This is a genomic window from Acinetobacter lwoffii, assembly GCF_024129435.1.
Lineage (GTDB): Bacteria > Pseudomonadota > Gammaproteobacteria > Pseudomonadales > Moraxellaceae > Acinetobacter > Acinetobacter lwoffii_F.
In genome coordinates this window covers 1-13777 of the sequence record NZ_JAMXXN010000036.1, presented here as the reverse complement: position 1 = coordinate 13777, position 13777 = coordinate 1, and the positions used below count along the sequence as shown (strand labels likewise).

Annotated in this window: 9 protein-coding genes, 1 other RNA gene and 1 pseudogene; 7 read left to right on the top strand and 4 right to left on the bottom strand. The window is 45.2% G+C overall.

The window, feature by feature from the left end; translation table 11 throughout:
* Positions 1–141 precede the first annotated feature (141 nt).
* Positions 142–1311 carry a site-specific integrase gene (locus NI455_RS14245; RefSeq protein ID WP_005104739.1) on the top strand — a complete coding sequence of 390 codons (1170 nt, stop codon included), beginning with the start codon at positions 142–144 and terminating at the stop codon, positions 1309–1311.
* 98 nt (positions 1312–1409) lie between these two features.
* Here the strand turns inward: NI455_RS14245 and ssrA are convergent.
* Positions 1410–1768, bottom strand: a transfer-messenger RNA (tmRNA) gene (gene ssrA / locus NI455_RS14240).
* A 130-nt stretch (positions 1769–1898) separates the two neighbouring features.
* On the opposite strand from ssrA, the gene glpK reads away from it, so the two are divergent.
* Positions 1899–3383 (top strand): glycerol kinase GlpK, encoded by a 1485-nt coding sequence (gene glpK, locus NI455_RS14235; protein ID WP_253114763.1) that lies wholly within the window; start codon positions 1899–1901, stop codon positions 3381–3383.
* A 79-nt stretch (positions 3384–3462) separates the two neighbouring features.
* Here glpK and NI455_RS14230 read toward each other — a convergent pair whose 3' ends face one another.
* A complete protein-coding gene (locus NI455_RS14230) occupies positions 3463–3960 on the bottom strand; it encodes a thioesterase family protein (protein WP_253114762.1) in 498 nt (165 codons plus the stop codon).
* A 105-nt stretch (positions 3961–4065) separates the two neighbouring features.
* Here NI455_RS14230 and hemB point away from each other — a divergent pair, with 105 nt between their 5' ends.
* Together hemB and thiO are read left to right on the top strand one after the other, a co-directional pair.
* Positions 4066–5079 (top strand): porphobilinogen synthase, encoded by a 1014-nt coding sequence (gene hemB, locus NI455_RS14225; RefSeq protein WP_253114761.1) that lies wholly within the window; start codon positions 4066–4068, stop codon positions 5077–5079.
* 15 nt (positions 5080–5094) lie between these two features.
* Positions 5095–6219: a glycine oxidase ThiO gene (thiO, locus tag NI455_RS14220; RefSeq protein WP_253114760.1), complete on the top strand. Its 1125-nt coding sequence runs from the start codon at positions 5095–5097 to the stop codon at positions 6217–6219.
* On the opposite strand, the gene NI455_RS14215 is transcribed toward thiO, so the two are convergent.
* Together NI455_RS14215 and NI455_RS14210 are read right to left on the bottom strand one after the other, a co-directional pair.
* Entirely contained in the window at positions 6208–7113 is a 906-nt protein-coding gene (locus NI455_RS14215; RefSeq protein WP_253114759.1) for a TIGR01777 family oxidoreductase, read from the bottom strand. The genes thiO and NI455_RS14215 overlap by 12 nt on opposite strands.
* 155 nt (positions 7114–7268) lie before the next feature.
* The gene (locus tag NI455_RS14210; protein WP_005107697.1) at positions 7269–7727 is read right to left on the bottom strand and encodes an ABZJ_00895 family protein; all 459 of its coding nucleotides are present in this window, start codon (positions 7725–7727) and stop codon (positions 7269–7271) included.
* A gap of 470 nt (positions 7728–8197) precedes the next feature.
* Between NI455_RS14210 and NI455_RS14205 the strand changes: the two genes are divergently transcribed.
* The 3 genes and pseudogenes from NI455_RS14205 to NI455_RS14195 form a co-directional block, all read left to right on the top strand.
* Positions 8198–9451, top strand: a complete 1254-nt coding sequence (locus NI455_RS14205) for an exonuclease SbcCD subunit D (protein ID WP_253114758.1) — start codon at positions 8198–8200, stop codon at positions 9449–9451.
* 8 nt (positions 9452–9459) lie between these two features.
* A complete protein-coding gene (locus NI455_RS14200) occupies positions 9460–13065 on the top strand; it encodes an AAA family ATPase (RefSeq protein ID WP_253114757.1) in 3606 nt (1201 codons plus the stop codon).
* 2 nt (positions 13066–13067) lie between these two features.
* Positions 13068–13694 (top strand): annotated as a pseudogene (locus NI455_RS14195) (acyltransferase family protein); the annotation flags it as partial.
* Positions 13695–13777 lie beyond the last annotated feature (83 nt).

The window sequence follows — 13777 nt, the reverse complement described above, 5'->3', positions numbered from 1 at the left end:
ATTTGATAAGCTTGCACGAAATTACCAGTCTATGATTTACATTGCTTGCATATTTATTTGGTGTAAAGCCAAATGAGGACACGCCCTAGTTTGGACAAAACAAGATGGAAATATTTACTACTCACTTAGAGGTTATAACCAATGGTTGACAGAACAAACTCAAAAACGTTACCAACCGGCGTTAGAATTAGGGAGAATGCACTCGAAATCAACTTCACCTCTAAAAAGCAGCGCTACTACATTACACTCCCACACCCGCCGACTGCGGAAGGTATCCGTACAGCCGCTAAAATTAGAAGTGACCTCATAAATAAAGCCAAATGGGGGATTTTAACTGAGAATGATATAGCACAAGCAAAAGGCCTTGATGTTACAGAAACTGAATCAATGGATGGTCAGCAAGTCTTATTTCAAGATGTTGCACAAAAATTTTTAAAGTTTTCGATTGCCAATAAAGATTCAAAAAATGGCTATCGCAAAATTTTAGAATGTCATTGGATGCCTTATTTTGCATTAACACCAATAGCCAATATCACGACTGAAGATATTGAGGAAGTCATTATCGATCGTAATTTTCAAACAGCGAAAACATTTAATAATTGCGCCACGCCTTTACGTGGAGTTTTCGAGTTGGCTGTTAAGCATAATCAGATTTCTGTAAACCCTATGAATAAAATTAAGAATCGTAAGGTTCAGGTGGAAACACCTGACCCCTTCACACGTAAGGAGATGGAAGCCTTACTAGCTTGGCTCGACAAAAGCTTACATGATGAGGACAAATTTTATCGGTGGTATTTTGAGTTTGCCTTCTGGACAGGCTGTAGACCTTCCGAAATGATTGCTCTTAGAGAAAGTGATATCGATTGGTTCAATGGCACATTCAAAGTTAACAAAAGCCGTGTACGTGGTTTAGAAAAAAAGGTGACAAAAACACATACGTCTCGAGAAGTATATCTGAATGAACGATCAACTCTGGCTTTGAAAGCTTTGCTTCAATTTAAAAAGGATCAAGGCTACCAAACAGACTATGTGATGCTATGTCCTAAGACTAAGGAACCCTTCTTTAATGAAAAACCACCTAGAGAGCGTCTTGTAGAAGCGATGAAAGCGTGTTCTATACGTCACCGCCCTGCATACAATGCAAGGCATACTTATGCGACGATGTTGCTGATGGATGGCGTCAATCCAATGTTTGTAGCCGATCAACTTGGACATAGTCTACAAATGCTGATCAAACGCTATACAAAATGGTTGCATGGGGATAAAAATAAGCAAGAAATTGCGAAACTTAGCGTAACTCGTACAGCCTAAATACGTCGAAATCAAAAGCTCTTGCAATGAAAAATGTGGCAAATGTGTGGCAATAAAAAAGCCACTTAATATAAGTGGCTGATTTATAACAAGAATTTTGGTGGAGGTGGCGGGAGTTGAACCCGCGTCCGCCAGCACTACGCTCGAGAATACTACATGCTTAGATATCGTCTATTATTTTAACTCTTTGTGACCCGACGAACAGGGTACAAATCGCGATCCTCTTGATTTAGTACAAAGCCCCGAGGCTTGGCTTTATACGGACTTGTGTGCGTGCGCTTCAGTCGGACTCTCTAACCACAAGTATTCGGAGAGGCGGACAAGCTGCCCTTAGGCAGCTAGAGCGTATGATTCGTCGTTTGCGACTAAAAAATGCAAATTTGATTTACGAGAGAAAATGCGCTCTCGGCATGCATCTATGAGTTTCATCACCAGCGTCGAAGCCAGAAACACCCCCAAAGTACAAGGCAATCATAGCATAAATGTCAAAAATTACGATGCATTTTCTGAACATTTACACAACTTGATGCGCTTAATTACATTATTGCGCTAATATTTTACTTTTCAAGCCAAATAACAGAAAAATTATGAGCTATTTACTGGCCCTGGATCAGGGAACTACATCAAGTCGGGCCATTATTTTCAATGAACATGGACAAGTTCAGGCAACTGCTCAACGTGAAACGCATATCCACACCCCACATTCGGGCTGGGTGGAACAGGATGCTCAGGAAATCTGGAGTTCACAGATTGCGGTGGTACAGCAAGCTTTGGCGACTGCAGGTATTCTGGCAAAAGACATTCAGGCTATTGGCCTGACTAACCAGCGCGAAACGACCGTAGTCTGGGATCGTAGAAATGGCAAACCGCTCGCTCCGGCAATCGTCTGGCAGGATCGTCGTACGTCTGACTGGTGTAACCGGCTGATTGAAAAAGGTTTGATGTCCAAAATTCAGCAAAAAACAGGCTTACGGATTGACCCTTATTTTAGTGCAGGAAAATTGGTCTGGTTTTTAGAGCATGTCGAGGGAGTACGGGCACTCGCTGAACAAGGCCATGTGGCATTTGGTACTATCGATAGCTGGCTGATCTGGAATCTGACCCAAGGTGCAGAGCACGTCATTGAAGCCAGTAACGCTTCTCGTACCATGTTAATGAATCTGCAGCAACAATCGTGGGATGAAGAGCTACTCGAGCTGTTTAATATCCCGGTTTCGGTCTTACCGAAAATTATCTCTTCTGACTGTTATGTCGCTGACACGGCTTCTGGCTTACTGGGGGCCAATATTCCCATTACCGGAATTTTGGGGGATCAGCAGTCTGCACTCTTTGGCCAGTCCTGTTTTGAGGTGGGCAGTGCTAAAAACACCTATGGTACTGGCTGCTTTATGCTGTTCAATACCGGACATAACATTCAGCTTAGCCAGAACAAGCTGCTTTCTACTCTCGCCTGGCAAGCCCAGGGCCAAACTACCTATGCGCTCGAAGGCAGCGTATTTATGGCTGGTGCTGTAGTGCAATGGTTACGCGATGGCCTCGGAATTATTCAAAAAAGCAGTGATGTGGAAAAACTGGCGCATCAGGTCGAGCATAGTGACGGCGTGGTTCTGGTTCCCGCATTTACCGGACTGGGCGCGCCGCATTGGGATAGTGAAGCACGTGCCTTACTCTGTGGCATGTCACGCGGTACGACCAAAGCGCATATCGCTCGTGCCGCATTAGAATCAATCGCCTTTCAGGTATCGGATGTGCTCAGTGCGATGCAATCTGATATTGCACATCCTCTTAAAGAACTGCGGGTTGATGGTGGTGCCAGCAGCAATGACATGCTAATGCAATTTCAGGCCGATATTCTCAATGTACCGGTACTGCGTCCGCAAATGCTGGAAGCTACCGCCTGGGGCGCAGCCGCTATGGCCGGATTAAAAGCTGGCGTATTTTCCGACCTGAATGAAATTTCCCAGTCCTGGCAGCTGGACCGTGCTTTTGAACCCAAAATGCAAAATGACGAAAAAGAAATGCATTTAGCCAAATGGCAAAATGCCTTGAAACGGGCTAAATCTGATCTCTAAATCCTCTAGGTTCATATTTGATCATCATAAAAAAGCACTGTTAAACAGTGCTTTTTAGCTTCCTCAATTCACGATTTCATTAATAGGCATAAGACGCAATCGCTGTTGCAATCACCTTATCTTCATCATTGACCATGGTCATGCGCATGGTGCAGCCCTTACGCCCCAAACGTAAGGTTTCTGCACGTGCAATAAAATATTTGCCACGTCCAGGCGCCAGATAATCCACCCGCATATCGACCGTCGCCAGACGCGACACTTTTTTAATGGTATCTGCAATCGTTTCCGGTTCAGCTTTTTTATACAGTTCGCCCATGGCCACAATACCACCGACGCTATCCAGTACAGTTGCAGCCAGACCGCCATGCAGAATCTGGAAAGCCACATTACCAATCATGAAATCCTGCATTTCTACATAGGCCTCAATCTGGCCCTCGACCACCCGCATGGTCATGCCGTTATGCTTAAAAAAAGGAGAGCTATTAAAAGCATGTACCAGCTGGTTCAGGACTACATCAATATCCACTTTCGAGCCCAGATGTATATTACCGGTCCAGTTTCTCTCTGTCTTACTCATCACTTTGCCCGAATCCACCACAATAAAAAATCGCTAATTTATGCCCAAAAATTTGAGTTAGGGCTACAATAGAGGCCTAGTTTAATACTGATTACTGAGATTTTTATGACTTATACGTTCAATCGTCCCGCGTTTCCTGCAACTCGCATGCGTCGTATTCGTAAAAATGAACATTTACGTTCGATGGTTCGTGAAACCCATCTCGCGGCAGATCATCTCATTTATCCAGTATTTGTCCTGCCAGGACAAAACCAGACCCAAGATATTCCAAGTATGCCGAATATCCAGCGTCTGTCAGCGGACTTGTTGTTAAAAAAATCAGAACGTCTACTGGAACTCGGTGTCAATAAACTGGCGCTATTTCCGGTCACCCCACAAGAAGATAAAAGCCTGACTGCAGAAGCTGCGTGGCGTGAAGATGGTCTGGTACAAAACACCTTGCGTTTATTGAAAAAAGAACTGCCAGAAATGGTGCTGATTACTGACGGCGCATTAGACCCGTATACCACACATGGTCAGGATGGCATTATTGATGAGAACGGTTATGTCTTAAATGATGAAACGGTCGAGTGCTTGATTAAACAGGGCTTGAGCCATGCCGAAGCCGGTGCAGATGTGTTTGCTCCAAGTGACATGATGGATGGCCGGATCGGTGCGATTCGTCAGGCCTTTGAAAAAAATGGTCATATCTATACCTCCATCATGGCCTATTCAGCCAAATATGCATCAAGTTTCTATGGTCCGTTCCGTGATGCAGTCGGTTCTGCCAGCAATTTAAAAGGCAGCAATAAATACAATTACCAGATGGATGTCGGTAACCGTGCTGAAGCCCTGCATGAAATTGCGCTGGATATTCAGGAAGGTGCAGACATGGTGATTGTTAAACCGGGCATGCCTTATCTGGATATCGTCCGCGAAGTCAAAGACACTTTTGGCGTACCAACCTTTGTCTATCAGGTCAGTGGCGAATACGCGATGCTGGCTGCGGCAATTCAAAATGGCTGGTTATCTGATAGCGTCATTTTAGAATCATTGATGAGCTGTCGTCGTGCCGGTGCAGATGGTATCTGGACCTATTTTGCTGAAGAAGCTGCGCTTAAACTGAAAGACATGAAGTAAAAGGATTTCGGCGCAATGCATATTGCCATTGTCGGCGCTGGCATCACCGGTTTGATGTTGGCGCTGGAACTGCTTGAACAGGAATGTTCTGTTACCCTTTTTGATCAACAGGCCGCCGGACAGGCTGCATCCTGGGCTGGAGGAGGAATCCTTTCCCCGATGTATCCGTGGCGTTATCCCGCTGCTGTAAATGCTCTGGCTCGACATGCCAAACCCATGTATCAGGACTGGAATCAAAAACTGCAACCTTTCACTGGCATCGATTTCCAGATTCATGAAACAGGTATGCTGATTTTTGATGAATCCGATTTTGAAATCGGTTTAAGTTATGCCAAAACACATCAGGATCCGCAGCAACAGGCAGAATTGCTTGATCAGGCTAAACTGCAACAGATCAATCCCAGAATTAATCAGAGCAAATTCAAACAGGCGATTTATTTCCCTGAACTGGCCAATATCCGTAATCCACGGTTATTACAGTCGATCATTAGCTATTTGAAGCACCATCCTCGTGTCACCTGGCAAGAAGATTGTAAAATCACTCGGCTCAATATTCAGCAAGGCTGTGTAAAAAGTATCTCAGATGAACATAGCCAGGTTTTTCAGGCAGATCAGTATGTGTTCACAACCGGAGCATGGTCACAATACTGGTCACAGCAACTTGGTTTGGAAATTCCGGTACAACCGGTGCAAGGTCAGATGCTGCTGTTTAAAACGCCAGAAAACTGGCTGCCGACCATGTGCATGAACAAGGTGATGTACCTGATTCCACGACCAGACGGACATATTTTATGTGGTTCCAGTATGCGTCAGGTCGGTTTTGACACCTCGCCTTCTGCCGAAATTCGGCAGGATATTTTACAGGCGTGCATCGAGATGGTACCGGAACTGGCAGATTTTCCGCTGGTCAAGCAATGGGCCGGATTAAGACCCAGCTCACCCGAGGGTATTCCCTATATAGGCAGAATTCCCAAGCTACACAATGCCTGGGCCAATTTTGGACATTTCCGCAATGGTTTATGCATGGGACCGGCATCAGGCAAGTTGCTCGCTCAACTCATACTTGAACAAACGCTAATCGTTGATCCAGATCCTTATGATCCAGTCCGTTTATTCGAGCCCAGTCGTTTAGTGCTTTAGGATATTATCCAGCGCCTCTTTCAGGGTTGGATAATGAAACTGGAATCCAGCTTCCTGCAAGGCTTTGGGCTGTACATACTGACCATTCAATACCAGTTGTGCCTGTTCTCCGAGCATCATTTTCAGACTGCATGCGGGTAGTGGAAGTAAGGGTTTACGTTGCAGAATCTGGGCCGCAGTTCGTGCAAACTGGGCCTGACTACTTTTTTCTGTCGCGACCACATTAAAGATCTGCTCGGCTGTATCCTCAAGTATCAAGAATTCAATCGCACGCAGCACATCCTCTAGATGCACCCAGGTCACTGGCTGACGTCCATGACCAATCCGCCCAAACAGATTCAGCTTAATCGGCAATAGCATCTGCGGAAGAATCCCACCACCTTTGCCAAACACCACCGCAAAGCGAACAATCTTGGTGTTCTGGTTAGTATAGGACAAGGCCAGCTGCTCCCACTTCGCACAGAGTTCGGACATAAAAATATCTTGTGGCGGACTTTGCTCCGTGCAGACCTGTTCCCAGCGCTCATTGGGGTCAATGCCATAATAGCCAACGGCCGATGTTGAAATAATCCGTTTCGGTCTAAGCTGATTTTTTTCTAAATAATCAAATAAATGTCTGGAGGTATCTAAACGGCTATTCAGCAATTTCTTTTTACGCGCTGCCGTCCAGCGGCCTTGACCAATACTTTCGCCAGCCAGATTGACCACATAATCAATCTGATGCTGTTTTAATTCATCCAGCTGGTTAATCCAATGAAAGTCCGGATGTAGTTCAGGTTTATTTTTCTGACGGGTCAGACCAATCACCCGATAATCCCGTTCCAGTAAAAAATGCACGAGATGACTGCCAATAAAACCACTCGCTCCCGTCAACAGCACTACAGGTTTATACATTCGTCATTCTTCGCCTTATTATTTTCTTGATTTAAATTATACGCCACTCATCTTTAGCTTTTTAAACCGAGAAGATCTTTGTAGTGGAGAATTTGTATCTTTCATCATTCAATCAATTTATGAAGATCAGTCGTCACACAATGATTCATCTATACTCACTGAGGTGGATGGCCAAACATTTTCTCTGCCATACGCTGGGCCTGCTTGCCATAAAACCAGTAGGTCAGCAGATACAGCGGAATTGCGATCATCAGGAACATGATCAGCACAATACTCATAAATTGTGGCTGCTGTAGATACAACAGAAAGTCCTGCCAGGCATTCGGATTGGAACGAGTGGCAATGACAATACCGAGCAAGAGAAATAATAAATTATAGCCCCAGTAAATCAGGCTAAAACCCAAGGTAAATTTTTTACGCTCTGCCTGGGTCGGCGCACGTTTTTGCTGTTTTAAAAATTTAAATAACACCCAAATCATGGCAACCAGATACGGAACAATCGTCAAAACTGCGCCCATGCCCATCGGCAGCAAGGCTGCGAGTACACCGCAAATACAGGTAAAAATAAAACATATAACGAAAAACCAGATAAAATAACGACTTAGCGGCAACATATGCATGATTCAGTGACCTTCAACAAGCTAGTATAAAAAAAATCAGGTTTTTTTTCATTTTATTGTCAACCATCCACTACGGGGTGACGTTATATAGGGTAGAAGGTACAAAAATTTGGACTGGCATCCACGAATTTTTGCTGACCTTTAGAGCTAAAGCAATAAGTCCAGTGTACAGGGAAATTTTGAATAGCAGCCAAAATCTTCATGTAACACAAATTTGACCGACGATTTCATCATCACTCGAATCGTCGGTTTTTATTTTTTTAAATTCCTATTTTTTAAAATCTGATAGCTTGCGCATCCTTCGATATCTGGTGATTTAGTTGTAATCCTTTGCTTATTTTCATACTGATCAAAATAAATTCAGCCTCCAAATCACAAACAATTCACTGAAATATCGATTTCAAGTAGATTTTTACCTGTGCTTTTTCCTATAGTAGCAAGGCAGATATCTTGGGGTTCATTACATGGCAGTTCATTTTCTTCACACTTCCGATTGGCATTTGGGACAATTTTTCCATAACCATGACCGTGAATTTGAACATGCGCAGTTTTTGACTTGGCTACTTGAGCAAATTAAAGCAAAGCAACCGCATGCCCTAATGATTGCCGGCGATATTTTTGATGTGATCAATCCCGCTTCCAGTGCGCAAAGACAGCTGTACCAGTTTCTGGCCGATGCACATGACCTGGCGCCACATATGCAGACCCTGATGATTGCAGGCAATCATGATTCCGGTTACCGGATTGAACAGGTTGAACCCTTGCTGGCCAAATTCAATGCCAAAGCAGTGGGAATAGTAGGCCGCACTGCAGAAAACACCCTGAATCTGGATCGTCTACTGATTCCTATTTATGATCTGGATAAAAATATCATTGCCTGGTGTCTGACCCTGCCCTATTTACGCAGTGCCGAAATTACCGGACTGAATGAACATACCAGCAATAACCAGAACGCCATTAGCTATCTGCATCAACAACTGATTGCCGAAGCCAAAGCCCGCAAACAGCCACATCAGGCACTGATTTTAATGTCACATGCGCACATGCAAGGTGGTGAAACCTCGGACTCCGAGCGTCCGATTATTATCGGCAATGAAGAGGCCCTGTCGACGGCGCTGTTTGATGACGTAATTGATTATGTCGCGCTGGGGCATTTGCATAAACCGCAAAAGGTCGGTCAGCCGCATATTCGCTATAGTGGTTCCCCGATTCCGCTGTCATTTAGTGAAATCCATTACCAGCATCAGGTGGTTGAAGTCCGGATTGACCCCGAACAAAACCCGGAAAACCGCTTTCAGTACGATGCCTTAAGCATTCCGCGTACTGTCGAGCTGTTCCGCGTTCGTGAAAAGCTGGAAAATTTAATCACTACAATTCAGGCCTTGCCTGCCGGAGAAATCGAGCAGCTTTCTGCACGGCATTTTCTGGAAGTGGAATACACCACTGATGCGCCGCCTCCGGTAGACCTGCGTCAGCAAATAGAACAGGCCCTACCTGCTAACCGTTACCGACTGCTGCGCATCAGCCGGATTTACCAGCAACAGGTCGACCTTAGTTCAAGCCAGTCTAAAATTGATCTGGCCCCCCCTACCCCGGAATCGCTATTTTTCAATATCTGGAAAAAAATGGGCTATGAGCAGGATCATTCGGTACAACGGGATTTTCAGGAATTACTGAATGAAGCCCAACACGAACTTGCACAAAAACAACAAGCCTAGGATCGGCCATGAAAATTTTACGTCTAAGTCTTCATAATCTGGCCTCCCTCACCGGCACCCATCATATTGATTTTGAATCGAGTCCTTTGGCTCATGCCGGCCTGATTGCTATTACCGGCAAAACTGGCGCCGGAAAATCTACCCTGCTCGATGCCATGTGCCTGGCGCTGTATAATGAAATCCCCCGCCTAAAAGGTGCCACAGGCAGCCTCAAAGATGTTGGCGGCCAGGATGTGTCCATCAAGGATTCCAAGAATATTCTGCGCCGTGGCTGCGTGCATGGTTTTGCCGAACTGGAATTTATTGCACTCGACAGCAAACGCTATATGGCACGCTGGGAAATTAAACGGGCACGCCAGAAAGTCGATGGCAATCTAAAAGTAGACCGCTACGTCAAATGTCTGGATGATGATACGACACTGACGCAAAAAATATCGGAAGTCACACCCTTGATTGAAAAACTGGTGGGCTTAAGTTTTGAGCAGTTTACCCGCGCAGTTTTGCTCGCACAGTCGGAAGTCGGTGCCTTTCTTAAAGCCAAAGATAATGAACGCGCAGACTTGCTGGAATATCTCACCAATTCACAGATTTTCAGTCTGGTTAGTCAGAAAGCCGCAGAGAAATTCAGCGAAGTCAAAAACCAGCGCAACGATCTGGAAAAGTTGATCGGGCATATTGAAATTCTGTCTGAAGAAGACATCAGCGCTTTACAGCAGCAGCAGAGCTCTTTGTCTTTGCAGCTTCAGAATTTGCAGCAATCAGAAAAACTGCTGGAAAATGAGAAACAATGGCATCTGGACCGACATAAACTCTATGCAGAAGTCCATGCCAAAAAAGAAGTCTATGAGGTACAGCTGGATGCAGTAAACAAGTCTGCTGGGCAGCAGCAGTTATTGGAGCAGCTGGATGAATTCCAGTCGATCCGGGATCAGTTTGTCAGTCGTACCCGTCTAGCCCCTCAAAAAGAGCAGATTCAGCACCAGCACACCCAATTTACGCTGGAATTTGAAAAACTTAAGCAGAGCTTTGTAGCAGAAGAAGCCAAACTCACCGCCTTACAACAACAGCAACAACAGTTTCAGCAGCACTTCAAAGGCCTGAAACCGCATCTGGAAGCAGGTTTAAGACTGGATCATGCAATTGATACGGTATCAGAGCAGTACAAAAAACTGCATGCAGAGCAAAGCCAGTTTCAAAACCTTCGTCTACAGCCTTTAGAACAACAACTGCAACAGCAACAACAGACTTTGAATCAGCTACAAGCTCGGCAAGAAAAGGTTGCACAGCAATTGGCTGAATCCAGCTTTTTAAATGTGTTCGATCTGGAGCCGCAAAGTACCTTGCAACGCATTCAAGACTTTTTGCGTCAGTATCAGCAACTACAGCAACAGAATCCGGACAGCCTGAAGCAGCCTTTGCCTGAACTGGAAAAAACCGTTACAGCACTTTCAGAAAATCTGAATCAGTGGATACAACAGCATCATAGTCTGGAACGGCTGGAAGAGCAGCTCAAAACCATTCAGGAAGTGTGTCAGCAACGCCAAACCGAACAGCGTCAGCTCGACCTGCTACAACAGCAGGTGCAACAAATCGCTCAACAATCACAAGAATTTGAACAACTGCAATCTGCTGTACATAGCCAACAACAGCAACTGGAAATGCAGCAAAAAGCCGAACAGACACTGCATCAGCAGATTCAGGCTGAACAACAGGCTTATGAACACCTGGAACAAATACTAGCCCAGCAACGTTTATTGCATGCGCAAAGTGTGCAGGATCTTCGTGGCCAGTTAAAACCGGATGAACCCTGTATAGTCTGTGGGAGTATGGTCCATCCTTTTGTCGATGCCGCCCATGAACGTCTGGAACAGAGCCTGAGCCAGTTACAGGAGCAACAGTTACGGCAGGCAAAACAGCAGCTCGATCAGCAACTGCAATCTCAGCAGCAGCAACGCATTGAAATATCCAAAGCACAAACAGTAATTGAGCAACAGCAACAGCGTTGCCAGCTCCTGCACAACCAGATTCAACAATCCTCTGCTGACTGTAAATTTCAACTACTTAAACTGGAAGTGATTACCGAGCAGTACCACGATCTTGCTGCATTCACCGCGTTACTGGAAAATCATACCCAGCGTCTCGCCCAGCAATTAGAATTATCGCAACAGCAAGAACATCAGCTCCAACAACAATTACGGCAATGGCGTCAGCAACAACAGCAATTGCACCAGTTACAACTGCTTCTACAGCAACGTCAACAACTGAACCAACTGATACAACCTGTTTTAAGTGTACTGCCCGAGCAGTACCAGTCGCAGCCGCCTATGGCTTGGTTATCTGAGCTACAGCAACAATTGCAACAACGTATGCAGCAGTTAGCAGTACAAAAGCAGCTGGAATCCGATCTTCATCAACAGCAGCAGATATTGGAAAAGAACCAGTATCTGCTGCAACTAGAACAGCAAAATTTTGCTCAATTGAGCCAGGCTTTAGAACAGTTGATTCAGCAAGGCAAAGACCTGCGTCAACAATTGGCTGAACTGACCGAACAACATGCAGGACAAGTCTACCGTGTCGCTGCAGAGTGGCGCGATGCATTGGATCAGCAAGCCAGGACCTTAACAGACGCTTTAGAACAGCAACGTCAGCACACGGCACAGGCTGAAAAACAGTGGCATCAAACCCACTTAAAACTGCAAGAATTTATCAGCCAACTTCAGCAGATCGATCGGCAATTGACCCAATATCAACAAGATATTCAAGCATGGCAAGCAGCACATCCGCAAGTGACGGCAGCTCAAATTGAACAGTGGCTCAGTATTGACCTGAGTAACCATCAACGTATCCGTCAGAATTTGGCTAACCAGAAACAGGCACTCGAAAATGCCAGAACAGCCTGGCAATTACTGGAAGAACAATATCAGGCTCATTTAAAGCTGCAACCAGAACATGAATTTGAGGACATTGAACAAAAGCTTGGCATGCTGCATCAGGAAAAAATAACGCAGCAAGAAGCACTCAATGAGACTGATGCCAAACTGCGTATGAATGCCAATAATCAAAACACCTATGCCAAATATCAGCAGCAAATCGAGCAGATCAAAGCCGAAGAATATCGCTGGGGTCGTATTTACGACCTGATCGGACATAAGGAAGGCACCAAGTTCCAGAAAATTGCACAGGAACATCATCTGGATATCCTGGTGGAATATGCGAATCAGCAGTTGCAGCCATTGGCACCGCGTTATCAGTTGCATCGTATTCCGGACAGTCTGAGTCTGGCGATTATTGATCTGGACATGAACAGTGAAGTCCGCCCTGTACTGTCGCTATCGGGGGGTGAAACCTTCCTGGTTTCATTGGCTTTGGCTTTAGCAATTGCCAATATGGCCTCCGGCTCCATGAAACTGGAATCACTGTTTATTGATGAAGGTTTCGGGACGCTCGATCCGGCATCCTTACATATGGTCATGAATGCACTGGATCATTTGCAAAGTCAGGGCCGTAAAGTCGTCTTGATCTCGCATGTACAGGAAATGCATGAGCGCATTCCGGTCCAGATTCAGGTCAAACCAGTTGGTGCAGGTGCGAGTACCATTCAGATTATAGGCTAACGATGAGTCACCCTGCCCCGAACACGCTCTCGCCCTATTTCAGCCTACAGCTTGAGAGCCTACGGGGTATCAGTGCCATTGTAGTGTTGTTCAGTCATTGCTTTCAGGCATTTATTGCGCCTTTCGATACCAGTCTATATTCATGGGTACGCCTGCTCGGTCAGGCCGCGGTCATGATTTTCTTTGCCTTAAGTGGCTATCTGATCGGCTATTCGATCCAGCACAACATTCATCAGCATGGTCAGTTCAATCTGCACCGTTATGCCCGACAGCGTGGCCGCAGAATTTTACCGCCCTTCCTGTTTGCAATGGGGTTGACGCTGGTTTTATATCTGCTTGCTCCACTATTATTTACCAGCCATACCCATGCTTTTCAACACAGTTTTGGCATGATGATCCGGACTGACTATAGTGTAGACATGATGGAATTTTTGGGCTCGCTGCTATTTTTGAATGGCTTTGTAACACCAACGGTTTCAGCCAATGCTGCGCTCTGGAGCCTGAGCTATGAAGTCTGGTTTTATATGCTGGCCGGCTTCCTGCCTTTTTTAAAAAATTCGGAAATAGCCAAAATCGTTTTTTTTATGGTTCTGGCTATACTGTCAGTACTGAACATCCAGTTTTTTCTCTGTACACGACAAAAATAGATAACTCATTGAAATAATGTCACAATAATTGTTTTCTAACGACGAATACTATGACACATCTCAAT